Genomic DNA, 24,010 nt, shown 5'->3' with positions numbered 1-24,010 from the left:
CGGCCCCGTCCCGCGGCCCGCAGTGAATCGTGCCCGATGATCCTCCAATGCCCCGAGTGCAGCACACGCTATCTGGTCCCCGACAGCGCAATCGGCACCGAAGGTCGGACCGTGCGCTGTGCCAATTGCCGCCACAGCTGGTTCCAGGCCGCGACGGACATCACGGCGCCCGACGCGCCGGCTCCCGCGGAGGCGATGCCTGCGGCCCCGCTGGGCTTCGCGCCCGCGCCGCCGTTCGGCGCGGCGTTCGACGCTGAGCCCGCCGCGCCCCCGGTCTGGCCCAATCCGGCGTGGCCCAATCCGTCCTCGCCCACCCCGTCCGGGGTTCCGATGTCTTCGCCGCCTTCGGCTGCGCAGACCGCCGACGATCTGCCGCCGCCGATCATCCGACCCTTTGCGCCATTGGCTGCCGCGCCGGCTGCCCCGCCCGCTGCCACGCCGGATGTCGAGGATGCGCAGGCCGTGCCGCCGGCGGCTGCGACGACCGTGTCCGCCACGACCACCGACAGCGCCGCTCCGTCCTCCTATGCGGGCAGCCGGAGCGACGCCGATTCCTATGATGCATTCGCACATGCCCCGCCGTTCCGCGCACGGCGCAACACCACCCGGCTGTGGACGATCGGTGCGGTGGCGGCCGGGCTTCTGATGCTGCTAGGCGTCGCTGCGATCCTCTATGTCGGCGCACCTGGCCTTGCGACGCAGCTTGGACTCGTGACGGGCGCGGACGAGACACCGCTGCGACTGCGCGACAATCCGATCGAGCGCCGCGAACTGGACAACGGATCCGAGCTGTTCGCGGTCAGCGGGCAGGTTACCAACCCCTCCGATTCGACGCAGCGTGTGCCCGACATCCGCGCCGAGCTGCGCGATGCGCAGGGCCGGATCGTGTATAGCTGGACGATCACCCCGCAAAAGCGGACGCTGACACCCGGCGCCGCGATCGATTTCAACTCCGCCAAGCTCGACGTGCCGTCGAATTCGAAACGGCTCGAACTGAGCTTTGCTGGCGAAGACGCCTCCTGATCCGGTCCCCCCGCCCCGACGCGGTGGCGGCATAGGGCCCTGCGGCATGATTTTCTCGCAGCGGCGCGCATTCGATGGCGAAAGGGCGTTGCGGGATCGCAAAAGCCTTGCTAGTGGCACCGGCCTACCAGCTAGCCGGCTTGTCCGGTCAGTGTTTCACGTGCGGCCGTGGCGGAACTGGTAGACGCGCAACGTTGAGGTCGTTGTGGGCGAAAGCCCGTGGAAGTTCGAGTCTTCTCGGCCGCACCACTTTCCTCGTTTCTACCGACCCGGATCAGAACCACCCCCATGGGGGACATGACGGTCCGTCCTGCGGGATCCTGTCAAAGCGGAGCACGGCGATGGCCGATTCGATCGACGACCAGATCATCGAAACGCCCGATGGCCCGATGACGTTCGCGCAGTGGAAGAAGAAGCACCCCGTGCAGCTCCCGTCGCGCCGCACCAAGGGCAAGAAGCTTCCCAACAAGGTGAAGTTGACGACCGACGAGGTTTAGTCGCCGGTCGTCGTTGCCAGGCCCCTGGGAGGGGGGATGGGGACCTGACAATCGGGGTTTGACTCCAGCACCCGGGACAAAGTCACGAGCGATAGCGGCGCAACGAAGCGAAGCCCGAATCGGTTGCCACGCCGCCAGCAGATTGCCGCAAAAATCGCGAGTCCGCCGGGATCGACGACGAGCTGGGCCGCCTGCCCCTGTGAAAAATGCTCGCAGAGCGACGCCGAGACCTCGAGTTTCGCACCTCCGGTCGAGATGTCGACCAGCCGTGCAGCATACCAGCACCCCTGAACATTCAGCCTGACCGGTGCCGATACGACGAATCGCGGCGATCGGGCGATCATCCCGGCGGCGTCGCGCGTCGCGAAGACGGGGTCGATCACATGCGGCTCGTCGAAATCGACCCCTGCGTGAAACCCGTCGACCCAGCGGACGGTGGCGCGAAGCAACGGCATGCCCCGCACCTTGATCTCTAGCGTCTCACCAAGCGCTGGCAGCGTGGTGAAGCGCGCCTTCAGACCGACGGTCGAAATGTCATGGACGAGACAGATCGAGCCGCGGTCGGCATGCATGACCCGGCCAATCAGCAGGACGGTCGCATGGCGCCGACCGGCACGCCGGTCGCGGTCCGCGGGCCGGCGCAGATCTGCTCCGCTCCCGCCGTCACCGCCGGTTTCGTCTCCCTCGTCAGGCCCCGAGAGCACGCGCCGTCTCCCCGCCGCCATGCGATCGGGAGGCGCGACGCGCGATCAGCACGCACCGCCCTGTCGGTGCGCGAAAGCGCCATCTGGTGCCTGAGCCTGGTCTGCCTTGCCGCACATTTGATATCCCCGAACGGTGTCGGCGAACCGTGCTAGGCGCGGCTTAACTAATTACTACAAAACCGAAATTACTGTAATACTGTGCTGAATGCCGGTCAGCGTCGGGCGATCGCGGTGAGGTAGCCGGCGACCGCGTCATAGCCGGCTGCGCTCAGCGAGATTTCGATGCGACGCCGATCGGTCGGGTCGTTGACGCGGTCGATCAGCTTCAGCTTGTGGAGATGCTCGATCCAGCGTTGCGACGTGGTGACCGGTGCATCCGCCATCGCGACCAGCGCCTTGACGTTGGTCGGCCGGTGATCGCGGTGCGAAACGAACAGTGCGACGAGCATGTCCCAGGCCGGCTCGTGGAACAATTCGCCCGGCAGGAAGCGACGGCGCAGTTTACGATGCGCCAGAATCTCCTTGGCCCGGGCGACGAGCATTTCCTCGCTGATCGGGCTCGTCGCATCCTCGGCCCGCTGGTCGACGACCCGCGATGCCCGCGCCGTGAACTCCTCGCTGACGGCGGCCAGCCTCGATCCCAGATCCTTGATCAAGTCGGCAACGGATTCGTCTTTCACCACATGCTCCCGGTCGCCCACAGGGTCTTAAGCCCATAATGACCCAAATATGGCGGCACGCCGGCATAATGGTCAACATCATTCAGCTATCTGTTTTACCGCTCTATTCTTTTAGGTACACGCGATAGTCTCGGAACTTTCTTAAGATATGCAAAACGGGTTGAAATCTGTTCAGTTTGGTTGCGATTGGTGGCTTGCCCCGTGTGGGTTTTTGGGCTGCAACAGGTGGAATTTTGTACCAATGTGAAACCAATATAAGGTTTGATCGATTTTGCCCGCGTCCGGCATGATCTCCCCGCCCGGACGCCCTCCTCGGAGATACGCGATGAATGCTGCACGCACCTATGAGCTTCTGCAGGAAGCCTGTCGCGCGCTCGAACAGGCGGGCGATCACGCGATTGCAGCCTATGTCGGTGTCAGCATGGCGATGGTCGAGGAGAAGTACCTGGTCGGGCACGACCATCTCGACCCGATCGATCAGGACTGAAGCCAGCGCGGTTCCGCATGCCAAGGGCTTGTTATAGCCGCACGTCGGGCCGATGTCCGGACGTCACGCGTTGGCCGTATCAACCGTGCGAAAGGATGTCGTGCCCGCTCCCCTGCCTGCCTATCTGAACGCGATCGGGACTGCGGTCCCCGGCCATGACATTCACGAGGCGTTTATCCGCTGGGCACGCGACCGGGTCGATGCCCGTTCGGCCAGGCTGTTCGATCGGATGGCGGGTCGATCGGGTATCGCGCACCGCTGGTCGGTGCTGCCGCCGACCAAGGCCATCGCGGTTGCGGACGGCGTCGACAGCGGCGACACGCAGCGGCTGCATGCCGGGTCTCCGGTCGACCCGGGCGGCTTTTACGCGATCGATCCGCATCCCGGCACCGCGGAGCGGATGGCCATCTATGCTGACGCCGCACCCGGTCTTGCCCTCGAGGCCATCGCCGCGCTTCAGGAAACGATCGCGCTCGGCACGATAACGCATCTGGTGGTGGCGAGCTGCACCGGGTTCGTCGCGCCCGGCATCGACCAGATCATCGCTCGCAGGCTCGCGCTGCCCGCGACGGTCGAGCGGCTGCTGATCGGGTTCATGGGTTGCTATGCCGCGGTCGTCGCGCTCCGCAGCGCGCGGCATATCGTCCGGTCGGAGCCCGGCGCGCGCGTGCTGGTCGTCACCGTCGAATTGTCCACGCTGCACCTGCAGGCGGTGTCCGAGATCGAGCCGCTGCTGGCGATGCTCCAGTTCGGCGACGGTGCCGCCGCGGCGCTGGTGACCAGCGATCCGAGCGGATTCGAACTTGAAGCGCCGTTCGCCACCGCATTGCCCGACAGCGAGGCGCTGATCCGCTGGGACATCACCGACCAGGGCTTTGCGATGCATCTGTCCGGAGAAGTACCGGGGCGGATCGCGCAGGCGCTCGCCGATCCCGCCTTCCGCGCCGCCGCGAGCGGCGGACGCCCCGCCTATACGGTCGACGGATGGGCGGTCCATGCCGGCGGGCGATCGATCCTCGATGCGGTCGAGCATGCCCTGGCGCTCCCGGCGGATGCGCTCGACGCGTCGCGTGCGGTGCTGTCGGCGAACGGCAACATGTCGTCGGCGACGCTGATGTTCGTCCTGCAGCAGTTGCTCGCGGGTCCGGACATCGGCCGCGGCGTCGCGCTGGCGTTCGGCCCTGGTCTCGCGGCCGAGGGTATCGGCTTCCGAAGCGCACCGCGATGCTGACGACGCGGACACAGGCCGAGGAACTGATGGACGCCGACGACCTGGCGCCGGAGACTTATGCCGCGGTGGTCGCCGATCTTGCGAAGGTGAATGTCGTGACGATGGCGGCGCGTCCGACGCTTGCCTTTCTGAAGCGGGTCATCGCGGGGCGGACGCGGCTGAGGTTGCTCGATGTCGGGTTCGGCGATGGCGACATGCTGAGGACGATCGAGCGCTGGGCCCGCAGGCGAGGCGTGAACACCGAACTGGTCGGGGTCGACCTCAATCCCCGCAGCGAACAGGCCGCGCGCATGCATACGGACGCGGGATCGACGATCCGCTATGTCACGGGGGATTACGCCGAACTCGCCGGTCAGAGGGGCGCCGAACCCCGCTGGGATGCGATCGTCAGCAGCCTGGTCGCGCACCATATGAGCCATGCCCAACTGATTGCCTTCCTTCGGTTCATGGACGCACATGCGCGATGCTGGCTGATCAACGATCTGCATCGCCATGGCTTTGCGCATCGCGGATTTCCGATTCTTGCACGGCTCGCGCGCTGGCATCCGATCGTGCGTCACGACGGGACGCTGTCGATCGCGCGGTCGTACCGGCCCGACGAATGGCCGGCGATTCTCGACGAGGCGGGGATCCGCGGTGCGCGCGTGTTCCGGGCGTTCCCGTTCCGGCTGTGCGTCGAACGGCTGCGGTGACCGCGACGCGCGCGCTGATCGTCGGCGGCGGGCCGGCAGGGGCGGCGGTCGCGATCGAGCTTGCACGCGCGGGCCTGCCGCATCTGTTGATCGAGCGTAGCCGCGAGACGGGCGACGCCTTGTGCGGCGGGTTCCTCAGCTGGCGGACGCTCGACACGCTGGCGCGGCTGGGGATCGATCCGGATCAGCTCAACCCGGCGCGAACGACGACCGTCCGGATCTTCGCCGGTAGCCGCGTCGCGCATGCCGCGCTGCCAAGGCCTGCGCTATCGGTATCGCGACGGCGACTCGACACCGTTCTGCTCGCCGCCGCAGTGGCGCAGGGCGCAGCGGTCGAACGCGGGGTGACCGTGCGGGCAATCGAAGACGGCCAGGTGCGGACCGCCGATGGCGCGGTGATCGCCGCGCCCGCGCTGTTCCTGGCCAATGGCAAGTCGGACGTTCGCGGGACCGCACGGCCGGCAAGCGCCCGCGGCGCCGATCCGACGCTGGGGATACGCGTCCGCATCGTGCCCCCGCCAGCGATGGCCCGCGCGCTGGCGGGGCAGATCGACCTGTATCTCTTCGACCGGGGCTATGCCGGGCTTGCGATGCAGGAGGATGGCAGCGCGAATCTGTGCATGGCGGTACATCGCTCGCGGTTGCAGGAGGCGGGAACGCCGGCTGATCTGCTCGCCGAGCTTGGCCGCGCGATGCCGGCACTTGGCGAATGGGTCGCCGCGATCGCGCCGGATGCGACGATCGATGCGATTGCCAACGTCCCCTATGGCTGGCGCCAGACGACGGGGCAGGCGGGGCAGTACAGGCTGGGCGATCAGGCGGGGGTGATCCCCTCGCTGGCGGGCGAGGGCATGGGCATTGCGATGGCCAGCGGACTCGCCGCCGCGCGCGCCTATCGCACCGACGGGGCACGGGGTGCGGCGGCATGGCAGCAGCAGCTGGCGCGGACGCTCGCGCGGCCGATCGGGGTGGCGGGCGCGGTGCGCCGGGTGGCCGAAAGCCGCGGTGCCGCCCGGCTGATCCCCTTCGCGCATCCCGTACTGATCCGAATGCTCGCGCAGGCGACGCGGATCAGCGCGTGACGCGCCGTCGCGCGGCGATGAATACTGTCGACGAAACGCCGGGCGGAGTGCGCGTCCCGCGGGCGCACACGCGAACCGCTTGTCGGCGCCGCGGTTAAGGCGTATTTCGTCGACCCTTCATGGCTCGCGCGCGTCCCGCTTCCCGCCCCTCTCGGCCTCGCTCCTCATGGCGCCGCCGGTTTGTCCTCCTCCTGAAGGTTCTCGCCGGTATTGCCATCCTCGCGCTCGGCGCGCTGGTGATCGCGATCTATATCGCCCGCGCGCAGCTGCCGAGCTTCGAAAGCCTCAAATCCTCGCCCAACGGCCAGATGATCCGGGTACATGCCGCCGATGGCAGCGTGATCGTGTCGATGGGGCCGAGTTTCGGCGAATGGCTTTCCTATGGTCAGATCCCCGCGGTGATGCGCGACGCGACCGTCGCGGTCGAGGATCGTCGGTTCCGATCGCATCTCGGCGTCGATCCGGTCGGGATCGCACGCTCGGTCAAGGTACGGTTCGATCGCGGGCGCTGGACGCAGGGCGGGTCGACGATCACGCAGCAGCTCGCGCGTAACGTCTTCCTCAACAACCAGAAGAAGTTCGGGCGCAAGTTCCGCGAATGGATCCTGGCGTTCGCGCTCGAGCGCAAGTTCAGCAAGGACCAGATTCTCGAACTCTACCTCAACAAGGTCTATTATGGCGGCGGCGCCTACGGGATCGACGCCGCGTCGCGCAAGTTCTTCGGCCACGGGGCGGACCGCCTGTCGCTGGCCGAAGCGGCGGTGATCGCCGGGCTCGTCAAGGCACCGTCCAATTATTCGCCGACTGCCGATGCCGAGGCGGCGATGGGCCGCGCGGGCGTCGTGCTGAAGACGATGGCGGAAACCGGCGTCATCAGCGCGGGCGAGGCCGCCGATGCCGATGTGCAGGGGCTCAAACTGGCGCCCGAGCCGAAGCAGAACAGCGTCCGCTACTTCACCGACTGGGCCTTGCCGCAGCTCGACACGCTGATCGACGAGACCGAGGCACCGCTCGAGGTGTGGACGACGCTCGACCTCTCGATGCAGCGCGATGCCGATGCCGCGATCCGGGCGAATGCCCCCGCGGGTGCGCAAGGCGCGCTGGTGTCACTCGACCGCGATGGCGCGGTCAAGGCGATGGTCGGCGGCAAGGACTATGTCTCGTCGATCTACAACCGCGCGACGCAGGCGGTGCGCCAGCCGGGTTCGGCGTTCAAGCTGTTCGTGTATCTCGCCGCGCTCGAGGCCGGGCACAAGCCCGAGGATTCGATCGTCGACGAACCCGTGACGATCGACGGATGGAGCCCGCGCAACGATTCGCGGCGCAATTCCGGCGCCGTCAGCCTGCGCACGGCCTTTGCCTATTCGCTGAACACCGTCGCGGCCAAGCTGGGGCAGGAGGTCGGCTTCACGACGGTCGCGGACATGGCGCGGCGGTTCGGGATCACGACGACGGTCAACACGCATCCCTCGATGGTGCTGGGCACGTCGGAGGTCCGCGTGATCGACATGACGCGTGCCTTTGCCAGCGTCGCGAGCAAGGGCGTCGCGGTGACCCCCTATGGCATCACCCGCGTGACCGCGAACGGCCAAACGATCTACACGCATGAGGTCGATCGCAGCCACGTCCTCGTCGCCCCCTATGTCGCCGCCGAGATGACCGACCTTCTGCAGACCGCGGTCAACACCGGCACCGGGCGCGCCGCGCAGATCGGCCGCCCGGTGGCGGGCAAGACGGGCACGACGAGTTCGTCGAAGGATGGCTGGTTCCTCGGCTTCTCGAGCGGCATCACCACCGGCGTCTGGATGGGCCGCGACGATGCCAAGCCGATCTCGGGACTGCACGGTGGTACGGCACCGGCGCGCGCCTGGGCCGCGTTCATGAAGCCCGCCACGGCCAATCGCCCGATCGAGCAGTTCGATACGCAGGTGACCTTGCCCGAATGGCAGCTCGAACCCGATGAGGAGAGCTATTTCGGCCAGCCCGACAACGGCCAGATGATGGTCGACGAGAATGGCAATCCGATCGAGCCTGGCGGTGTTCCGGATATGCCAAGCGATGCCCCGGCGGGCGAGCCGATACCGCGCCCCGATGCGGACCCGTCCGACCAACCTCCGCAGGTGCCGCAGCAGCAGTTGAACCAGGACTGGATCGACAGGGTAACGGGCCGGGACGCACCCCGGCGCGATCCCGTCGCGCCGCAGCCGCGCGCGCCCCAGCGGGACTGGTCACGCGAGAGTTCGCGCGATCGCTTTCAGGACGATCGACCGACCCAGTGAAGCGCCGCGCCATGCGTGCGTAGCCAGACGCGCGCAGGGGTGGGGTCCTCACCATAGAGATCGGCGACGAGCGCGTGGAAGGCGGGCGCGTGGTTCATGTGGACGCGGTGGGCGACCTCATGTGCCACCGTTGCCCGCCGTACGAAGCCGGGGGCGAGGATCAGCCGCCAGCTGTAGCGGATCACCCCGCTCGACGCGCAGCTGCCCCAGCGGCCCCTGGCATCGCCGATCGCGACCTGCGTGACGCTCACCCCCGCCTTGGCGGCATATTCGGCGGTTTCCTGGTCAAGCAGGTCCAGCGCGGTACGCTTGAGCCATGCCTCGACACGGCGCGCAATCGTCTCGACGGGACCGGACAATGACAGGATCGCGCCGTCGCGGACCACCGTGCGGCGGCTGCCCGGGGTCCACGCGATCGTCACCGGCTCATCGGCGACCATCACAACCGCATCGGGAACGAAGGGCTGCGGCCGCGGCAGCCGCGCGCGCTGTTCGGCGATCCAGTCTGCTTTCTCCTCCGCCCAGGCCAGCGCCTGCTTCAAGGCCGCCCGCTTGGGCAGGACGAGCCGGGCGCGGCCGCTGGCGGGATCGATCGACAACCGTGCCCGGCGTGCGCGCGGATGCCGGATGATCTCGAGGCCGTCGATCACCGCGTCAGAGTTCGCGGTCGATCACGTGATATTCGAGCTCACCGGCCTCGTCCTCGCTGATCGTCCAGCCGCGGACCGACTGTTTGGCGCGGTGGACCGCCTCGCGGTCGCCGCAGACGAGATAATGCCACTCGGGAAGCTGCTCGCCCGCCGCGCGCAGGCGGTAGGCGCAGGTCGAGGGCAGCCAGTCGATATCGCGGACATTCGACGTCGTCAGCCGCACGCATTCTGCGACATAGGCGTGGCGGTGCCGATAGTCCGAACACTGCCCGCTGCGCCGGTCGAGCAGCCGGCACGACACATTGGTCGCGACGAGCTCGCCGGTATCCTCGTCCTCGAGCTTGTGGATGCAGCATTTGCCACAACCATCGCACAGGGCTTCCCATTGGCCGCGGTCGAGCTTCTCGATCGGCGTGTCTTCCCAGAATCTGGCGCTCATCGGGCCCAGCGCTTGATGTCATCGGCCAAGGCCTGTGGTCCCTTATCCTGTGGCAGCAGCGCGAGAGGCTTGCCGTCCGGATCCATCAGATAGGCCTGACGCGAGTGATTTACGAGGTAACCGCCACCGGGCGCGGCATCCCCCTTGGCCGAGAAGATCGCGAATTCCTTCTTCACCGTCTCGATCGCCGCGGGACTGCCGGTGAGCCCGACGATGCGCGGATGAAAGGCGGTGACGAACTGCTTGACGACCGCAGGGGTGTCGCGCGTCGGATCGACGGTCACGAAGATCGGCACGATCCGCGCCGCAAGCGCCGGATCGCTGGCCTCGAGCAGTTTCATCGCGCCGCCGATCGTCTGCATGTCGGTCGGACAGACATCGGGACAGAAGGTGTAGCCGAAATACATGATCCGGTATTTGCCCGCGAACCGGCGGTCGCTGACCTGTTGCCCGTCCTGATCGACGAGCGTGAACGGCCCGCCGATCCGCGCCCCGGCAAGCGGCGGCGTCGCGGGCGCCGCGCTCGTATCGGGCGCAGAGGGGCTGCACGCCGCGAGCGCGAGGGCGGCGAGAAGGGCGGGGCGTCGATTGGTCATGATACAGCCAGCCTTGATCTGTTAGCCCGTGCGGCGCAAGCGTCGCACATCACCCGCGTCCCGAGGATCTATCGATGTCGTATATCCGCCAGTGCCCCGCCCTGACGACGGGCGCCAAGACCATGGGCGCCCTGTTGATGGGAGCCGTGATCGCGCTTCCCGCCGCCACTGTGATCGCCCCGCGTGCCGCGCATGCGCAGAATCAGTCGGAGGGATATAAATTCCTGAACGCGGTGCGCGAGTCGAAGAACAACGAGGTGCTCGAAATGCTCGGACGTCCGGGCAGCAGCATCGTCAATGCGCGCGACGTCTCGACGGGTGAGGGCGCGCTGCACATCGTCATCAAACGTGCCGACGAGACCTATCTGCGGTTCCTGCTGCAGAAAGGCGCCGACGCCAATCTGCGCGACGGCAAGGGCAACACGCCGCTGCTGCTCGCGGTGACGCTCGGCCAGACCGACATGATCCCGATCCTGACCGCCGCCGGCGCCAATCCGAACCTTGCCAATTCGGCAGGAGAGACTCCGTTGATCCGCGCCGTTCAGCGCCGCGACGTTGCCATGATCCGCGTGCTGCTCAACGAAAATGCCGATCCCGATCAGGCGGATATCATCGCCGGCATGTCGGCCCGCGATTATGCCAAGCAGGACGGCCGCAACGTCGTGGTGACCAAGCTGCTGGCCGATGCGCCGAAGAAGACCCGCAAGGCAGTTTCGGGACCGAAATTCTGACGATCACGTCGCCGGGCGGCTGATCCTGCCGCGTATCGGGAGGATCAGCCGCCAGCCGGATCAGAAGGCGAGACCGGCGGCGTCGGGATCGACCTGTGCGATCAGGCGGCGTGCGGCGCGTCTCGCAAAGGCTAAAGTGCAGCGCTTGCGGACATGCGCGGGCAGGGGGGTCGTGTGCGCCTCACGGACGATCGCGGCGTCATAGCGATCGGCGACGATGATCCCGGTACGTTCGGGCAGAAACGCCGCCCCCTGCAGCGGCCGCATGTCGAACCCGGCCGGCACCGCCCAGAAATAGCGATCGCAATGCCCGAGATATTCGGGCCATTTGCCATCCCCCACCAGATCCGCGCGCGACACCTTGATCTCGACGACGACGATCTGCCCGCGGGCATCGATCGCCATCAGATCGGCGCGACGCCCCCCGTCGAGGGGAACCTCAGCCATCGCGGTCAGGTCGTGGCGCAACAACATCCGGATCACGCCGCGTGCCACATCGGCGGCACATAGGGGTGATCCGGGTTCGTCGATGCAGGAGTCCGGGGGGCTGTCGAGCATGCGCCAGAAATAGAACAATCCGCGAACGACGCAAGCGCGTTCACGGATTGTTTATAGGGTTGGCGATGCAAGTGGTATGCTGATCATGAACCGGATCCTGTCCGGATCGGCTGTCGATCAGCGATAGAAGACGTGGTTGCCGATCGAAGCGACCTTGATGACGCGGCCCGCAGGGCGGCGATCGGCGGTATTGAAATACAGTGCCTTCTCGGCCGGGCTGTTCCACGCATCGGCCAGTGCGACTTTCGCGACGGCGATGGCGGTGCGGTACGACGTGCCCTTGTTGATCGCGGGGATCTGGCCGCCGCGAACAAAGCTGAACTGGCCGCGCTGCTTGACGACGTCGCAGACGTCGGCGGGGAAACGACCCGACTTGGCGCGGTTGATGATGACTTCGGCGACGGCGAGCTGACCGGTGAGCGGCTCGCCCTTGGATTCAAAATAGATGGCGCCGGCAAGGCACTGGAGCGCTTCGTCGGCGGCGGCGCTATCCTGCGCGGCAACGGCCTGGGCGAGCGTTTCGAATTCTTCGTCTTCGATTTCGGCCGACGTCGGGACGGCGGTCTGTGCAGCGGGCTCGACGGCGGTGACGGGCGTCACGGCGGGAACGATCTGCGGAACATTCTGAGAGGAGAGGGCGTTTAGATTTGCGAGTGCGGTAAGGCTGGCGGTCGAGCGATCGACGCCGGTCGCCTGGCTGGGCGCGCTGTTGCCGAACAGGCCGGCGAGAGAGAAGGTCATGACCGCAATCGTTGCGGCCCGCTGCAAAATCGTCATTCAAACTTATTCAGATGCGGTTGGACCACGGAACCAATCGTACGAGCCGATCGTCCAGGCATCCCCCCGACTGCGTAACTGATCCGGATCGCACCCGTCCCAGCACAACGCCAATCAATGTTGAATATCCCCTCTATCGGGGGGACTTTGGAGTCAATTGGCGAGGATCGTTTCAGCGGCGAACCGTTCCGCCGCTGCGACATCCACCTCGATCACCCAGAGATCCGGATCGCTCGACCGCCGTCGACGCCAATAGCCGTCGAGATCTTCGGCCGGAGTCGAGTCGATCAGCGCCGTTCGCCCGTCGGCGCCGATTCCGCGCTCGAGCAGGCGGGGCAGGGCACCACGGTCGATGGCGATCACGAGGATCGCGCCGCCCTGCGCGTCCCCTTTGGCGAGCACCGCGCCGAAACCGCCGGCATCGTTGACCCGTCGGAGCAGCGCACTGACGAGGACGCCGCTGGGAAGCCGGCCACTCATCGCAGGACCATCACGGCAGGGGGCGCGGCGAGACGCGATATCCGGGAAGCCCGGCCAGGGCGATCCGCGAGCGCATGAACGTGCCCGTGCCCCGCGCCGCCTCCTCCCCCTCGGCATCGATCAGCCGGGCATCGGCGACGAACACGCGGCGCTTCCCGCTGATCCAGCGGCCTTCGGCGATGACCGGCCCCGCCTTTAACGGGCGGGTCAGCAACAGGTTGAACGCGGTCGTCAGGAGAAAGCGATCGGTGACGAGACTGTTGGCGGCATAGAAGGCGGCATCGTCGAGCATCTTGAAATAGCTCGTCCCGTGCGCGGCACCGCCGGCATGATAATGACGTTCGTCGATCGTGAACCGGATCCGCGCAACGCCGGCCTCCGGTATCTCGAGCGTGGATTCGAAGAAGCGGTTGATCGGCGCACAGGCGTAGAGCGATTCCAGCGCGCGAAAATGCGCCTCGGCGCCGGCGGAGGCCAGTTCAGGCGGCATCGCGAACCGCATCGGCGGTGAACAGCGCATAAAGCGCATCGGTCGAGCCCGCACCGCGCAGCTTGTCGAGGAACAGCTTGTCGCGCAGCCGGCGCGATATCCGCGCCAGTGCCTTCAGATGAACCACGCCGGCATCGGTCGGCGACAACAGCATGAAGACGAGATCGACGGGCAGATCGTCGACGGCCTGAAAATCGATCGGCTGCGCCAGTCGCGCGAACACAGCCGTGACCTGCGTCAGTCCGTCGAGTTTGGCATGCGGAATCGCGACACCACCGCCAAATCCCGTCGAGCCCAGCTTTTCGCGGGCAATCAGACGGTCCGCGATAGTTTTTGCGTCGCCTTCGACAATGTCGGCAGCAAGCGTGGCGACATGGTGAAGCACGGCCTTTTTGTTTGCCGCGACCATGCCGGTCAGGACCGCGTCCGGACGCAGCATATCACTGAAGTCATTCATGCTGTTCATGTCTCAAAAGCGCCCCCGCACGCCCCGCCTTAACGGTTCGCACGGGGGCGTAAAGCGCAGCGTCACAACAGCTGTTGCGGCTCGCGCGCTCTATTAGGGTGCGGCGGATGCGGAGCGTTGCGGTTCGACCCAGCCGATCGTGCCGTCACCGCGGCGGTAGACCATGTTATGCGCGCCAGTACCCGCATTCATGAACAATAATGCGGCTGTATTGCGAAGATCCAGCATCATCACCGCGTCGGATACGCTGGCCTCGGGAATGTCGACGCGCGTCTCGGCAATGATCAGGGGCGCATCGGGGGCATCGTCCTCGGTGACCTGCTCCTGAAACAGCGTATAGCTTGCATTGTCATAGCCGTTGCTTTCCGCGATCGCCACGGCTTCACCGGCATGGCGATCCTTGAGGCGACGCATATAGCGGCGAAGCTGGGTTTCGATCTTGGCCGCGGCGCTGTCGAACGCGGCACGGGCGTCATAGGCATCGGCATGGCCCTTGAGCACCAGCCCCTTCATGACATGCGCGACGATATCGCATTTGAAGCCGGCATCATGCGGCCCCTTGCCGAACGTGACCTCGGCGGAAATGGCGCGCGAGAAATACTTGTCGGCGATACCCTGGAGTCGGTCTTCCACATGGCTGTTGAGCGCATCGCCAGTGGCGACCTGATGACCAGAAATCCGGATATCCATTATCGTCTCCTTCTCATCGGACGGTCCTATTGGCTCCGTCCGCCCGGCGTCATCCGGACGCCACGGCCCCCCAAATCGGATCCTTGATCCCCTTCATAAACGCGGCATGGGCCGCAAGGTCTCCCTCGCTGACCGTGAAAACACGCGGTTGCCGAACGACACGAGGCGCCGGTGCGACGACCGGAGTCGCAGCGGTGACGGTCCGCTCGCTGAGCAGGCCGAGACCGATCTGGCGACCACCCAACAGCTCGACATAGACCTGCGCCAGAAGCTGCGCGTCAAGCAGCGCGCCGTGGAGAACGCGGTGACTCCGATCGATCCCGAACCGCGAGCACAGCGCATCAAGCGAGTGCTTCGCGCCCGGATGACGGCTGCGGGCGATCTGCAGCGTATCGATCATCCGGTTCAGGTGAATGATCGGCCGTCCGCATTTGACGAGTTCGCCGTTGAGAAACGAGAAATCGAAGCTCGCATTATGCGCGATCATCGGCGCATCGCCGACGAAATCGAGCAGGTCCGCCACGCCGTCGCCGAACCGCGGCTTGTCGGCGAGGAACGCTTGGCTCAGCCCGTGGACGTTGAACGCCTCGACCGGCATGTCGCGTTCGGGATGGTAATAAGCGTGGAAGGTGCGCCCGGTCTCGACCCGGTTGACCATCTCGACACAGCCGATCTCGACCATGCGATCGCCACCGGAAAAGCTGAGGCCGGTGGTTTCGGTATCGAAGACGATCTCACGCATCCGGCTGTTATCGGCGCTCATGTCCCATCACGCAAGCGATCACCGCACGAACCTGCGCGCGGGTTTCGTCGAAGCTCGTGTCGGTGCGAATGACATGATCGGCACGCGCGCGTTTCTCGGAATCGGGTGTCTGGCGGGCGAGGATCGCGGCGAAACGCTCGGCGGTCATACCGGGGCGGGCGATCACGCGGGCCCGCTGGACATCGGCGGCGGCGGTTACGACGACGATGCAGTCGACCCGCGCATCACCGCCGGTTTCGAACAACAGCGGCACGTCGAACACGACCAGCGCGCCGGCATGAGAATCGAGAAACGCCTGACGCTCCTCGCCGACCGCGGGATGCACGATTGCCTCGAGACGGCGGATCGCGTCGTCGTCGCCGAACACCGCCGCCCCCAGTCGTGTACGGTCGACCGCGCCGTCATGGACGGTGCCGGGAAACGCGTCGCCGATCGGTGCGACGAGTCGGCCGCCGACACTCTGCAGCCGGTGGACCGTCGCATCGGCGTCGAAGACGGGGACGCCTTCCTCCGCGAACATCGCGGCAACGGCGGATTTACCCATGCCGATCGAGCCCGTGAGGCCGATAATCATGCGGTGAGCAGCGCGCGCAAGGCCTCGTCGCGGTCCCGCGGAGGTTCCACGTGGAACAAAATCTCGAACGCTACCGCCGCCTGGCCGATCAGCATCTCGAGCCCGTCAACGGTTTCGAGATCGCGCGCGCGGGCGGCCTTGAGCAGTCCGGTCTCGAGCGGTGCGTAGACGATGTCATAGACGAGCGAGTTGGGATCGAGCGCGCCGAGATCGAGGTCGAGGGGCGGCTGACCGGCCATGCCGAGGATGCTCGCATTGACCAGCAGCCGCGACGGTGGGACCGCCGGACCGATCGGCAGCGCCTGTCCCTTGAGCCCGAATGTCGACAGCAACGCCGCCGCCTTCAAAGGATTGCGGTTGAGGATCGTCACCGGACCGACGCCCATACGCGACAGGGCGAAGAGGATGGCCCGCGCCGCGCCGCCTGCACCGATCACGGTGACGGGCTGGCCGGCGATATCAAGATCGTCGATCGGCGCCCAGAACCCCGCGGCATCGGTATTTGTACCGATGCAGTCGCCGGCGGAGTTGCGGAAGACGGTATTGATCGCGCCGATCGAACCCCGGACGTCGCCGGGGTCGGACACGTGGTCGAGTGCCGCCAGCTTGTGCGGCATCGTGATATTGCACCCCCGCCATGCAGGATCGCTCTTTCGCGCAGCGAAATAGGCCGGAAGCTCTTCCGCGGTGACGTGCTTGTGCCGGTACTCGGCGTCGATCCCGAGCGCGTCGAGCCAGAAGCCGTGGATCAGTGGCGATTTCGATTGGGCGATCGGATCGCCGATCACTTCGGCATAGGGGCGAGGGGTCATTCAGAGCTCCATAAGATCCCGGGGCTGGCTGGCCGGCGTTCGACGCCGCCCACCGCGCATCGATCGCGTGTAATCGATACCACCGGGATTGCCAGACGAACGCCGATCGCCGTCAGAGGCACACGCGCTAGGCGGGCAGTGCACCGCGGGTCCGGAGGAAATCGAGCACGTTGAGCAGCGGCATGCCGAGCACGGTGAACTGGCTGCCGTCGATCTTCGTGAAGAGCTGCGCGCCTGGACCCTCGATCCGGTAACAGCCGACGCACCCCGCGATCGCCGGCCACTCGGCTTCGAGATAGGTTTCGATGAACGCGTCGGACAGCGGCCGGACATGCATCCGCGCGCGCTCGACATGGCGCCACACCGGTCGGCCATTCTCCGCGATGACCGCCGCGCTCCACAGGTCATGATGCGTGCCCGACATCCGTCGCAGATGCGCGGCCGCGTCATCGCGATCGACCGGTTTGTCGAGGATCGTGCCGTCCTCCAGCGCGACGAGCGAATCGCTGCCAAGGACGAGATGCCCCGGCATCCGCGCCGAGACCTTCGTCGCCTTGAGTTCGGCAAGCGCGTCGGCAAGATCTCGGGGTGACAGCGCGACCAGGGCCGCCTTGGCCGCATCCTCGTCGACACCTGCAAAGGTCGCATCGAACGCGACGCCCGCCGCGGTAAGCATCGCGCGACGTGACGCGCTCTGCGACGCGAGAATCAGGAAGCTCATGCCTCGGGCCGGCGCTGGTTGCACAGCGCGATGATCGCCGCCGCGGTTTCCTCGATCGACCGCCGTGTCACGTCGATCACCGGCCAGCCATTGTCCGCGAACATCCGCCGCGCAAAGGCGAGTTCGCGCATCACGGCCTCTTCCTCGACATAGGAGGTGTCCGGTGCTTGGTGCAGCGACAGCAGCCGGTTGCGGCGCACCTGGATCAGCCGGTCGGCGCTGGTCGTCAGCCCCACGATCAGCGGCTTCCGCAAGGCGTAGAGGATCTTCGGCGGCGGGCTTTCGACGACGATCGGGATATTGGCAGTCTTGTAGCCGCGATTGGCGAGGTAGATCGAGGTCGGCGTCTTCGACGAGCGCGAGACGCCGGCGAGGACGATGTCAGCCTCCTCCCATTCTTCCCACGCGATCCCGTCGTCATGCGCGATCGTCCACTGGATCGCGTCGACGCGCGCGAAATAGGCGGCGTCGAGGACATGCTGACGACCCGGCCGCGCCTTGGCCTGCTGACCCAGCAGTCCTGACAGTGCATCGTTGACCGGATCGAGCGGCGCGACCGCGGGCAGCCCGAGTGCGAGGCAGCGTTGTTCGAGGATCCGCCGCGTCGCGGGGTTCACCAGCGTGAAGATGACCAGCCCGGGATTCTGCGCGACCTCCTGCAGGATGCGTTCGAGATGCGCCTCCGTGCGGACCATCGGCCAGAAATGGCGGACCGTCTCGACATCGTCATATTGCGCGAGCGCGGCCTTGGCGATGTTCTCCAGCGTCTCGCCCGTCGAGTCCGACAGCAGGTGAAGATGGAGCCGTATCATAGGTCGCATAGCCCTGCCGCGAGGGGCCATCGGGATGAATCTGTGGATAACATGCGGATAAGGGCTAGCGTAACTCACGCCGCCCGCCAAGCGGGCCGGTTGCTGTGGATAAGTCACCTTTTATCCACAGGGCCGCGCACAGCCCGAAAAGTTATCCACAGGCTGTGGGTTGCGGGGGCCGTTGAATCGAATCAGCGCGTTTGTACAGGTGTGCAGAGGTCAAGCTGTTGGCATTTCCGGGATCACCGCATAAGTCCCGTGATTAACCGCCCAACCACTGCAACAACCTCTTTCTTGAATCTTCTTATAGTAGAAGAAGGGTGCTCCGCTGACCGATCCGACCCCCAATATGCCGACCTTCAAGCCGCTTCTGGCGACGTTGCGCGGCGACCGTCAGGCGACCCCGCCGCTGTGGCTGATGCGCCAAGCCGGGCGCTATCTTCCCGAATATCGCGCGCTCAGGGCTGAAAAGGGCGGGTTCCTCGCGCTCGCGACCGATCCCGAGGCCGCAGCCGAGGTGACGCTGCAGCCGATCCGCCGGTTCGGCTTCGACGGCTCGATCCTGTTCTCGGACATCCTGATGATTCCCTGGGCGCTGGGGCAGGATCTGAGCTTCGGGGTGGGCGAGGGGCCGCGGCTCGAACCCGCGCTGGTCGATCATGCGCTCGATCGCCTGCAGTCGGTGCCGGAGCGGCTGGAGCCGGTCTACGAGACCGTCGCACGGGTCGCCGAGGCCTTGCCGCCCGAGACGACGTTCTTGGGCTTTGCGGGGTCTCCCTGGACGGTTGCGACCTATATGGTGGCGGGCAAGGGCAGCAAGGATCAGGGCGAGACCCGGCGTTTCGCCTATCGCGATCCGGCAGCCTTCGGAGCGATCATCGATGCGATCGCGGACAACACCGTCGAGTATCTCGTCCGCCAGATCGAGGCGGGGGTCGATGCGGTCCAGTTGTTCGACAGCTGGTCGGGATCGCTGTCGCCCGCGCAGTTCGAACGCTGGGTGATCTCGCCGACCGCGCGGATCATCGACGAACTCCATGCGCGCTGCCCCGGCGTGCCGGTGATCGGCTTTCCGAAGGGGGCAGGGGGCAAGCTCCCCGCCTATGCGCGCGAGACGGGTGCGGATGCGATCGGGCTTGACGAGACGGTCGATCCGGTCTGGGCGCATGCGTCGCTGCCCGCCGACCTGCCGGTGCAGGGCAATCTCGATCCGCTCGCGCTGATCGCGGGCGGTGCGGATCTCGATGCCGCGATCGACCGGATCCTCGGGGCGTTCGGTGATCGTCCGCACGTCTTCAATCTGGGGCATGGTATCCTGCCCGACACGCCAATCACGCATGTCGAGCAACTGATCGCCCGCGTCAGGAGCACGACATGAGCGGTTTTCTCGGGGCGGCCTATGACTGGGTGAAGGCCGCGCACCTGATCTTCGTCATCTTCTGGATGGCGGGGCTGTTCATGCTACCGCGCTATCTCGTCTATCATCAGGAAGCGCTGGCCGCGGGCAATGCAGCCGAGGCGGCGAGCTGGATCGAGCGCGAGGGCAAGATCCGGAAGATCATCCTGACGCCGGCGATGATCGTCGTCTGGGTGCTGGGACTCGCGCTTGCGCTGAATCTGGGACTGGCGGATGGCGCGCCGGGGCTGGGGTGGCTGCATCTCAAGCTGCTGCTGGTGTTCCTGCTGACGGGCTATCATGGCTGGACGGTCGGCTATGCGAAGAAGCTCGCGGCGGGGAAGCCGACGCTGACGGGGAAGCAGTTGCGGATGCTCAACGAGATTCCCGCGCTGGCGGTGACGCTCATCGTCGTGCTGGTGATCGTCAAGCCGTTCTGAACACCCACGTCATCCTGGACTTGATCCAGGATCCGGAGCGGCGGAGGACACCGTTTGTGGCTCTGGATTCGAGCCCAGGATGACGGCGAGGGCGGTCGCCCCGTCTCTGCTTGACTAACCGCCCCCCCAATTCTACCCCGATTCCCAGCACGGCCTCCTGGCGTCCTGCCCGGTCGTGTGGTCCTGCCTGTTCGGCTCGCCCAGTTCCGCTTTCCAGCGCACCCGCAGACCGAACCTGTTCCCGTTGATCGCTATCCGGAAATCCCCATGCATCTCAAAGACCTGAAGAAGAAGAAGCCCGCCGAGCTGGTCCAGCTGGCCGAGGAACTGGGGGTCGAGAGCGCCTCGACGCTGCGCAAGCAGGACCTGTTGTTCGCGATCCTGAAGGTGCAGGCGGACAATGGCGACCAGATCATGGGGCTCGGCACGATCGAAGTGCTGCCCGATGGTTTCGGTTTCCTGCGCTCACCGGAATCGAACTATCTCGCCGGGCCCGACGACATCTACATCTCGCCGAACCAGGTGCGGAAGTTCGGCCTGCGTACCGGTGACACGGTCGAGGGCGAGATCCGTGGGCCGAAGGATGGCGAACGCTATTTCTCGCTGGTAAAGCTGACTGCCGTCAATTTCGACGATCCCGACGTCGTCCGCCACCGCGTCAATTTCGACAATCTCACGCCGCTCTATCCCGAGAGCAAGCTGACGCTCGATCCCGCCGACCCGACCGTCAAGGACAAGTCAGCGCGGGTGATCGACATCGTGTCGCCGCAGGGCAAGGGCCAGCGCACGCTGATCGTCGCCCCGCCGCGCGTTGGCAAGACGGTCATGTTGCAGAACATGGCCAAGGCGATCACCGACAATCACCCCGAGGTGTTCCTGATCGTCCTGCTGATCGACGAGCGCCCCGAGGAAGTCACCGACATGCAGCGCAGCGTGAAGGGCGAGGTCGTCAGCTCGACGTTCGACGAACCCGCGCAGCGCCACGTGCAGGTCGCCGAGATGGTGATCGAAAAGGCCAAGCGCCTGGTCGAGCACAAGAAGGACGTGGTGATCCTGCTCGACTCGATCACGCGTCTGGGTCGTGCCTACAACACCGTCGTGCCGTCGTCGGGCAAGGTTCTGACCGGTGGTGTCGATGCGAACGCACTGCAGCGTCCGAAGCGCTTCTTCGGTGCGGCACGCAACATCGAGGAGGGCGGCTCGCTCTCGATCATCGCCACCGCGCTGATCGACACGGGCAGCCGCATGGACGAGGTGATCTTCGAGGAGTTCAAGGGCACCGGCAACTCGGAAATCGTGCTCGACCGCAAGGTCGCGGACAAGCGCATCTTCCCGGCGCTCGACGTCGGCAAGTCGGGTACCCGCAAGGAAGAGCTGCTGGTCGACAAGGCCAAGCTCTCCAAGATGTGGGTGCTGCGTCGTATCCTCATGCAGATGGGCACGATCGACGCGATGGAGTTCCTGCTCGACAAGATGAAGGACTCGAAGACCAACGAGAATTTCTTCGACAGCATGAATCAATAACCGAGTGCGGCCTGCTGCAAGCTGCAGCAGGACTCGCACCGGTTCGGCCGGCGGGGCGAAGCTCCGACCGACGACATGGGCTTCGCCCATGTCCGGCCAAGTACACCGACCCAAAATCCGGCACGCGAGAGCAATGGCTTTCGTGTGCCGCTTTGCTATGAAACCCATTGAAATCCGCCATCTCCGCACGTCGGTGGTGGCCCGTCACCGGGAGCTGACATCTTGAGTATCATCGCCATGCTGGCCACCGCCGCATCGGGAGTAACCGGACCCGGTTCACCGCTGGAAATCTGGCAGCACATCGTCGCCGACTTCTCCAATCTCGGCGACCCGAAGGCGCTGGCCGCGTTCGGATCGGTCCTGATGATCGACCTCGTCCTTGCCGGCGACAATGCGATCGTCGTCGGCGCGCTCGCCGCGGGGCTTCCCGCCGACCAGCGCAAGAAGGTCATCCTGATCGGCATCGGCGCCGCGCTCGTCCTGCGCATTTTCTTCGCGCTGATCGTGACGTGGCTGATGGGGATCGTCGGGCTGATCTTCGCGGGCGGCCTGCTGCTGCTGTGGGTCAGCTGGAAGTTCTGGCGTGAAATCCGCGAGGGTGCGGAAAACGCCGGCTCCGAGGAAATCGAGGGCGACGAACGCTCGGGGATCAAGTCGTCCAAGGGCTTTGCCAGCGCCGCCTGGGCGGTTGCGGTCGCCGACGTGTCGATGAGCCTCGACAATGTGCTCGCGGTCGCCGGCGCGGCGCGCGAGCATCCGGGGATCCTCGTGATCGGCCTGTTGCTGTCGGTCGCGATGATGGGCCTGGCAGCGAACTTCATCGCCCGGATCATCAACCGCTATCGCTGGATCGCCTATATCGGCCTGGCGGTGATCCTCGTGGTCGCGGTGAAGATGATCTATGAGGGCTGGACCGGTACCGGCGAAACGCTCGGGATCGTCTCGCTGCTCGGCTGATCGGGGCAGCGTTCGGATAGAGAGAAGGCCTCGCCGGGATCGTCCGGCGAGGCCTTTTTTTATTGCGCTCGCATCTCGTTATGCCCGGCTTTGTTCGCCCAGACCCCTTCGTCATCCCCGCGGAGGCGGGGATCCATATCCTCCGAGGCCAGTGATCTTGTACTACTGCTAGCCAGTATGGATTCCCGCCTTCGCGGGAATGACGAAGGGGAGGCGGGGTCCTCCGCCCTCCGCCCTCAGCCCAGATGCTCGGCAAAGAACGCCGCGGTGCGTTCGTCTGCCAGCTTGGCCGACACATCCGACCGGCGCTCGCCGAACTCGGTCGCGAAGCCGTGATCCTCGCCCGCATAATCGTAGATCGTCACCTTGGGGTGATCGTCGAGCCCTGCGTGCATCGCCGCCTGCGCGTTCTTGTCGACGAAATGATCCTCCTCGGGAACGTGGAGCAGCACGGGGTTTGCGATCGCGTGCTTCTCGCCGAGCAGGCCGTCGATCCCGACGCCGTAATAGCCGACGCTCGCATTGATGTCGGTGCGCGCCGCGGTCATGAAGGCGAGGCGGCCACCGAGGCAATAGCCGACCGCGCCGACCTTGGCGCCGTCACCGAGTTCGCTGCGCGCGGCGCGGATCGTCGCCTCGATATCGGCGATGCCCTTGTCCTGGTCGAACTGGCCCATGAGTTCGAGCGCGCGTTCGAATTCGGGCTTCACGTCCGGGTCGAGCTCGACCCCTGGCTCCAGCCGCCAGAACAGGTCCGGAGCGATCGCGAGATAGCCGGCCTCGGCGAGCGTGTCGCACTTGCGGCGGATGCCGGCATTCACGCCGAAGATTTCCTGGATCACGACGATTGCGGCCTTGGGCGTGCCGGCGGGGACCGCGCGATAGGCGGTGAAGCTGCCGTCGCCCGCGAGCGTCGGGATGGTGGTGGTGTTGGTCATAGCAATCCTCCTTGCGGCCGTTCGAGATCGAGCAGCCGGGATTTTGTGATCGGGCCTTGGCCTGCGGAATACGCACCAAGCCCGCCCCCGGCTCCGAGAATTCGGTGGCAGGGGACGACGATCGGAAACGGATTGCGCGCACAGGCCTGGCCGATCGCACGCGGGCTCGACCCGATCGCCTGCGCGAGATCGCCATAGCTGGCGGTCCGGCCGTAAGGGACCGCAACGATCGCCTGGCGCAGCGCGTCGCCGCGGGGCGTCAGCGATGGCGCGAGCGGAAGGTCGAAGACGGTGAGACGGCGGGCAAAATACGCGTCGAACTGGCGAAGCGCTTCGCGGATCACCGGGTTCATGGTCGCCTCGACGATGCCGTCCCGGTCGATCGCGATCGCGTCGATCCGGTCGGTGCTGCCGGTCACGCGGATCAGCCCGATAGGCGTTGCGATCGAGGCGGCATCCCGCGCATACATTGCCACGCTATGCCGTGCCCCGCCGTGCGGCTCAAGCGCCACCGAAAGGGC

30 protein-coding genes and 1 tRNA gene are annotated in these 24,010 nt (G+C 65.9%); 13 read left to right on the top strand and 18 right to left on the bottom strand.

Annotated elements, in window-relative coordinates; genetic code table 11:
* The first annotated feature begins 36 nt into the window (after positions 1-36).
* From J3A66_RS11225 to J3A66_RS11215, 3 genes are all read left to right on the top strand, one after another.
* The gene (locus J3A66_RS11225) at positions 37-1,023 is read left to right on the top strand and encodes an MJ0042-type zinc finger domain-containing protein (protein ID WP_209568948.1); all 987 of its coding nucleotides are present in this window, start codon (positions 37-39) and stop codon (positions 1,021-1,023) included.
* A gap of 162 nt (positions 1,024-1,185) precedes the next feature.
* A tRNA-Leu gene (locus J3A66_RS11220) sits at positions 1,186-1,272 on the top strand.
* A gap of 92 nt (positions 1,273-1,364) precedes the next feature.
* Complete coding sequence (locus J3A66_RS11215) at positions 1,365-1,520, top strand: hypothetical protein (protein ID WP_166746558.1); 156 nt, start codon at positions 1,365-1,367, stop codon at positions 1,518-1,520.
* On the opposite strand, the gene J3A66_RS11210 is transcribed toward J3A66_RS11215, so the two are convergent.
* Both J3A66_RS11210 and J3A66_RS11205 read right to left on the bottom strand, forming a co-directional pair.
* Entirely contained in the window at positions 1,517-2,224 is a 708-nt protein-coding gene (locus J3A66_RS11210; protein ID WP_209568946.1) for a PilZ domain-containing protein, read from the bottom strand. The two genes, J3A66_RS11215 and J3A66_RS11210, sit on opposite strands and share 4 nt — an antisense overlap.
* Before the next feature lie 212 nt (positions 2,225-2,436).
* A complete protein-coding gene (locus J3A66_RS11205) occupies positions 2,437-2,904 on the bottom strand; it encodes a hypothetical protein (RefSeq protein ID WP_031395526.1) in 468 nt (155 codons plus the stop codon).
* Positions 2,905-3,229: 325 nt separating this feature from the next.
* Here J3A66_RS11205 and J3A66_RS11200 point away from each other — a divergent pair, with 325 nt between their 5' ends.
* The 5 genes from J3A66_RS11200 (at position 3,230) to J3A66_RS11180 (ending at position 8,675) form a co-directional block, all read left to right on the top strand.
* Positions 3,230-3,391, top strand: a complete 162-nt coding sequence (locus tag J3A66_RS11200; RefSeq protein WP_156360361.1) for a hypothetical protein — start codon at positions 3,230-3,232, stop codon at positions 3,389-3,391.
* Between the two features lie 100 nt (positions 3,392-3,491).
* Positions 3,492-4,622, top strand: a complete 1,131-nt coding sequence (locus tag J3A66_RS11195; RefSeq protein WP_348634040.1) for a type III polyketide synthase — start codon at positions 3,492-3,494, stop codon at positions 4,620-4,622.
* Positions 4,616-5,314, top strand: coding sequence for a methyltransferase domain-containing protein (locus tag J3A66_RS11190; protein WP_209568943.1), 699 nt, complete (start codon positions 4,616-4,618; stop codon positions 5,312-5,314). The genes J3A66_RS11195 and J3A66_RS11190 overlap by 7 nt, the downstream gene beginning before the upstream one ends.
* On the top strand, positions 5,311-6,396 hold the full coding sequence (locus tag J3A66_RS11185; protein ID WP_348634039.1) for an FAD-dependent monooxygenase: 1,086 nt from the start codon (positions 5,311-5,313) through the stop codon (positions 6,394-6,396). Before J3A66_RS11190 ends, J3A66_RS11185 begins: the two co-directional genes overlap by 4 nt.
* Before the next feature lie 119 nt (positions 6,397-6,515).
* Positions 6,516-8,675 (top strand): PBP1A family penicillin-binding protein, encoded by a 2,160-nt coding sequence (locus J3A66_RS11180; protein ID WP_209568938.1) that lies wholly within the window; start codon positions 6,516-6,518, stop codon positions 8,673-8,675.
* Here J3A66_RS11180 and J3A66_RS11175 read toward each other — a convergent pair.
* The 3 genes from J3A66_RS11175 to J3A66_RS11165 are packed head-to-tail and all read right to left on the bottom strand — an operon-like array spanning position 8,651 to position 10,360.
* Positions 8,651-9,325, bottom strand: coding sequence for a SprT family zinc-dependent metalloprotease (locus J3A66_RS11175; RefSeq protein WP_107931050.1), 675 nt, complete (start codon positions 9,323-9,325; stop codon positions 8,651-8,653). The genes J3A66_RS11180 and J3A66_RS11175 overlap by 25 nt on opposite strands.
* A 4-nt stretch (positions 9,326-9,329) precedes the next feature.
* A complete protein-coding gene (locus J3A66_RS11170; protein ID WP_031395091.1) occupies positions 9,330-9,764 on the bottom strand; it encodes a YcgN family cysteine cluster protein in 435 nt (144 codons plus the stop codon).
* On the bottom strand, positions 9,761-10,360 hold the full coding sequence (locus J3A66_RS11165; RefSeq protein ID WP_166746565.1) for an SCO family protein: 600 nt from the start codon (positions 10,358-10,360) through the stop codon (positions 9,761-9,763). The genes J3A66_RS11170 and J3A66_RS11165 overlap by 4 nt, the downstream gene beginning before the upstream one ends.
* A gap of 74 nt (positions 10,361-10,434) precedes the next feature.
* On the opposite strand from J3A66_RS11165, the gene J3A66_RS11160 reads away from it, so the two are divergent.
* Positions 10,435-11,091: an ankyrin repeat domain-containing protein gene (locus J3A66_RS11160; RefSeq protein ID WP_245336803.1), complete on the top strand. Its 657-nt coding sequence runs from the start codon at positions 10,435-10,437 to the stop codon at positions 11,089-11,091.
* Positions 11,092-11,151: 60 nt separating this feature from the next.
* Here the strand turns inward: J3A66_RS11160 and J3A66_RS11155 are convergent, their stop codons facing one another.
* The 11 genes from J3A66_RS11155 to J3A66_RS11105 all read right to left on the bottom strand — a co-directional run bounded on the left by J3A66_RS11155 (position 11,152) and on the right by J3A66_RS11105 (position 18,234).
* Entirely contained in the window at positions 11,152-11,649 is a 498-nt protein-coding gene (locus J3A66_RS11155) for an MmcB family DNA repair protein (protein ID WP_031395094.1), read from the bottom strand.
* 117 nt (positions 11,650-11,766) lie between these two features.
* Positions 11,767-12,249, bottom strand: a complete 483-nt coding sequence (locus J3A66_RS11150; RefSeq protein WP_348634038.1) for a cell wall hydrolase — start codon at positions 12,247-12,249, stop codon at positions 11,767-11,769.
* A 330-nt stretch (positions 12,250-12,579) separates the two neighbouring features.
* Positions 12,580-12,906, bottom strand: coding sequence for a DUF1491 family protein (locus J3A66_RS11145; RefSeq protein ID WP_209568934.1), 327 nt, complete (start codon positions 12,904-12,906; stop codon positions 12,580-12,582).
* A 10-nt stretch (positions 12,907-12,916) separates the two neighbouring features.
* Positions 12,917-13,396 carry a PaaI family thioesterase gene (locus tag J3A66_RS11140; protein WP_031395097.1) on the bottom strand — a complete coding sequence of 160 codons (480 nt, stop codon included), beginning with the start codon at positions 13,394-13,396 and terminating at the stop codon, positions 12,917-12,919.
* Positions 13,386-13,853 carry a PTS sugar transporter subunit IIA gene (locus tag J3A66_RS11135; RefSeq protein ID WP_209568932.1) on the bottom strand — a complete coding sequence of 156 codons (468 nt, stop codon included), beginning with the start codon at positions 13,851-13,853 and terminating at the stop codon, positions 13,386-13,388. The genes J3A66_RS11140 and J3A66_RS11135 overlap by 11 nt, the downstream gene beginning before the upstream one ends.
* A 102-nt stretch (positions 13,854-13,955) precedes the next feature.
* Positions 13,956-14,552 carry a ribosome-associated translation inhibitor RaiA gene (gene raiA / locus J3A66_RS11130; RefSeq protein WP_031395099.1) on the bottom strand — a complete coding sequence of 199 codons (597 nt, stop codon included), beginning with the start codon at positions 14,550-14,552 and terminating at the stop codon, positions 13,956-13,958.
* Between the two features lie 49 nt (positions 14,553-14,601).
* A complete protein-coding gene (gene dnaQ, locus J3A66_RS11125; RefSeq protein ID WP_031395100.1) occupies positions 14,602-15,294 on the bottom strand; it encodes a DNA polymerase III subunit epsilon in 693 nt (230 codons plus the stop codon).
* 7 nt (positions 15,295-15,301) lie between these two features.
* The gene (coaE, locus tag J3A66_RS11120; RefSeq protein ID WP_209568930.1) at positions 15,302-15,889 is read right to left on the bottom strand and encodes a dephospho-CoA kinase; all 588 of its coding nucleotides are present in this window, start codon (positions 15,887-15,889) and stop codon (positions 15,302-15,304) included.
* Complete coding sequence (locus J3A66_RS11115) at positions 15,886-16,701, bottom strand: shikimate dehydrogenase (RefSeq protein ID WP_209568928.1); 816 nt, start codon at positions 16,699-16,701, stop codon at positions 15,886-15,888. Before J3A66_RS11115 ends, coaE begins: the two co-directional genes overlap by 4 nt.
* A gap of 127 nt (positions 16,702-16,828) precedes the next feature.
* Positions 16,829-17,422 (bottom strand): nucleoside triphosphate pyrophosphatase, encoded by a 594-nt coding sequence (locus J3A66_RS11110; RefSeq protein ID WP_209568926.1) that lies wholly within the window; start codon positions 17,420-17,422, stop codon positions 16,829-16,831.
* Positions 17,419-18,234: a pyruvate, water dikinase regulatory protein gene (locus J3A66_RS11105; protein WP_031440906.1), complete on the bottom strand. Its 816-nt coding sequence runs from the start codon at positions 18,232-18,234 to the stop codon at positions 17,419-17,421. Before J3A66_RS11105 ends, J3A66_RS11110 begins: the two co-directional genes overlap by 4 nt.
* Positions 18,235-18,583: 349 nt before the next feature.
* On the opposite strand from J3A66_RS11105, the gene hemE reads away from it, so the two are divergent.
* The 4 genes from hemE to J3A66_RS11085 all read left to right on the top strand — a co-directional run bounded on the left by hemE (position 18,584) and on the right by J3A66_RS11085 (position 22,551).
* Positions 18,584-19,612: a uroporphyrinogen decarboxylase gene (gene hemE, locus J3A66_RS11100; protein WP_209568924.1), complete on the top strand. Its 1,029-nt coding sequence runs from the start codon at positions 18,584-18,586 to the stop codon at positions 19,610-19,612.
* Positions 19,609-20,070 carry a CopD family protein gene (locus J3A66_RS11095; RefSeq protein ID WP_031440904.1) on the top strand — a complete coding sequence of 154 codons (462 nt, stop codon included), beginning with the start codon at positions 19,609-19,611 and terminating at the stop codon, positions 20,068-20,070. Before hemE ends, J3A66_RS11095 begins: the two co-directional genes overlap by 4 nt.
* Before the next feature lie 267 nt (positions 20,071-20,337).
* On the top strand, positions 20,338-21,594 hold the full coding sequence (gene rho / locus J3A66_RS11090; protein ID WP_031395107.1) for a transcription termination factor Rho: 1,257 nt from the start codon (positions 20,338-20,340) through the stop codon (positions 21,592-21,594).
* A 237-nt stretch (positions 21,595-21,831) separates the two neighbouring features.
* On the top strand, positions 21,832-22,551 hold the full coding sequence (locus tag J3A66_RS11085; RefSeq protein WP_037528574.1) for a TerC family protein: 720 nt from the start codon (positions 21,832-21,834) through the stop codon (positions 22,549-22,551).
* Positions 22,552-22,787: 236 nt separating this feature from the next.
* Here J3A66_RS11085 and J3A66_RS11080 read toward each other — a convergent pair whose 3' ends face one another.
* Positions 22,788-23,489, bottom strand: coding sequence for a dienelactone hydrolase family protein (locus J3A66_RS11080; RefSeq protein WP_209568921.1), 702 nt, complete (start codon positions 23,487-23,489; stop codon positions 22,788-22,790).
* Positions 23,486-23,959 carry a methylated-DNA--[protein]-cysteine S-methyltransferase gene (locus J3A66_RS11075; protein WP_166746577.1) on the bottom strand — a complete coding sequence of 158 codons (474 nt, stop codon included), beginning with the start codon at positions 23,957-23,959 and terminating at the stop codon, positions 23,486-23,488. The genes J3A66_RS11080 and J3A66_RS11075 overlap by 4 nt, the downstream gene beginning before the upstream one ends.
* Between the last annotated feature and the right edge of the window lie 51 nt (positions 23,960-24,010).

Source organism: Sphingomonas sp. PvP018 (assembly GCF_017876865.1).
Classification (GTDB): domain Bacteria; phylum Pseudomonadota; class Alphaproteobacteria; order Sphingomonadales; family Sphingomonadaceae; genus Sphingomonas; species Sphingomonas aerolata.
This window is presented reverse-complemented; position numbering and strand designations above follow the sequence as displayed.

What these genes read in the sequence shown, in the direction of transcription:
- J3A66_RS11115 (WP_209568928.1), bottom strand. Translation starts at nt 16,701, where the DNA reads ATGACCCCTCGCCCCTATGCCGAAGTGATCGGCGATCCGATCGCCCAA.
- J3A66_RS11140 (WP_031395097.1), bottom strand. Translation starts at nt 13,396, where the DNA reads ATGCCGCCTGAACTGGCCTCCGCCGGCGCCGAGGCGCATTTTCGCGCG.
- J3A66_RS11095 (WP_031440904.1), top strand. Translation starts at nt 19,609, where the DNA reads ATGAGCGGTTTTCTCGGGGCGGCCTATGACTGGGTGAAGGCCGCGCAC.
- J3A66_RS11080 (WP_209568921.1), bottom strand. Translation starts at nt 23,489, where the DNA reads ATGACCAACACCACCACCATCCCGACGCTCGCGGGCGACGGCAGCTTC.
- J3A66_RS11155 (WP_031395094.1), bottom strand. Translation starts at nt 11,649, where the DNA reads ATGCTCGACAGCCCCCCGGACTCCTGCATCGACGAACCCGGATCACCC.
- coaE (WP_209568930.1), bottom strand. Translation starts at nt 15,889, where the DNA reads ATGATTATCGGCCTCACGGGCTCGATCGGCATGGGTAAATCCGCCGTT.
- J3A66_RS11105 (WP_031440906.1), bottom strand. Translation starts at nt 18,234, where the DNA reads ATGATACGGCTCCATCTTCACCTGCTGTCGGACTCGACGGGCGAGACG.
- dnaQ (WP_031395100.1), bottom strand. Translation starts at nt 15,294, where the DNA reads ATGCGTGAGATCGTCTTCGATACCGAAACCACCGGCCTCAGCTTTTCC.
- J3A66_RS11200 (WP_156360361.1), top strand. Translation starts at nt 3,230, where the DNA reads ATGAATGCTGCACGCACCTATGAGCTTCTGCAGGAAGCCTGTCGCGCG.
- raiA (WP_031395099.1), bottom strand. Translation starts at nt 14,552, where the DNA reads ATGGATATCCGGATTTCTGGTCATCAGGTCGCCACTGGCGATGCGCTC.
- J3A66_RS11160 (WP_245336803.1), top strand. Translation starts at nt 10,435, where the DNA reads ATGTCGTATATCCGCCAGTGCCCCGCCCTGACGACGGGCGCCAAGACC.
- J3A66_RS11110 (WP_209568926.1), bottom strand. Translation starts at nt 17,422, where the DNA reads ATGAGCTTCCTGATTCTCGCGTCGCAGAGCGCGTCACGTCGCGCGATG.
- J3A66_RS11170 (WP_031395091.1), bottom strand. Translation starts at nt 9,764, where the DNA reads ATGAGCGCCAGATTCTGGGAAGACACGCCGATCGAGAAGCTCGACCGC.
- J3A66_RS11085 (WP_037528574.1), top strand. Translation starts at nt 21,832, where the DNA reads ATGCTGGCCACCGCCGCATCGGGAGTAACCGGACCCGGTTCACCGCTG.
- J3A66_RS11180 (WP_209568938.1), top strand. Translation starts at nt 6,516, where the DNA reads ATGGCTCGCGCGCGTCCCGCTTCCCGCCCCTCTCGGCCTCGCTCCTCA.
- hemE (WP_209568924.1), top strand. Translation starts at nt 18,584, where the DNA reads ATGCCGACCTTCAAGCCGCTTCTGGCGACGTTGCGCGGCGACCGTCAG.
- J3A66_RS11135 (WP_209568932.1), bottom strand. Translation starts at nt 13,853, where the DNA reads ATGAATGACTTCAGTGATATGCTGCGTCCGGACGCGGTCCTGACCGGC.
- rho (WP_031395107.1), top strand. Translation starts at nt 20,338, where the DNA reads ATGCATCTCAAAGACCTGAAGAAGAAGAAGCCCGCCGAGCTGGTCCAG.
- J3A66_RS11190 (WP_209568943.1), top strand. Translation starts at nt 4,616, where the DNA reads ATGCTGACGACGCGGACACAGGCCGAGGAACTGATGGACGCCGACGAC.
- J3A66_RS11165 (WP_166746565.1), bottom strand. Translation starts at nt 10,360, where the DNA reads ATGACCAATCGACGCCCCGCCCTTCTCGCCGCCCTCGCGCTCGCGGCG.
- J3A66_RS11215 (WP_166746558.1), top strand. Translation starts at nt 1,365, where the DNA reads ATGGCCGATTCGATCGACGACCAGATCATCGAAACGCCCGATGGCCCG.
- J3A66_RS11145 (WP_209568934.1), bottom strand. Translation starts at nt 12,906, where the DNA reads ATGAGTGGCCGGCTTCCCAGCGGCGTCCTCGTCAGTGCGCTGCTCCGA.
- J3A66_RS11075 (WP_166746577.1), bottom strand. Translation starts at nt 23,959, where the DNA reads ATGTATGCGCGGGATGCCGCCTCGATCGCAACGCCTATCGGGCTGATC.
- J3A66_RS11225 (WP_209568948.1), top strand. Translation starts at nt 37, where the DNA reads ATGATCCTCCAATGCCCCGAGTGCAGCACACGCTATCTGGTCCCCGAC.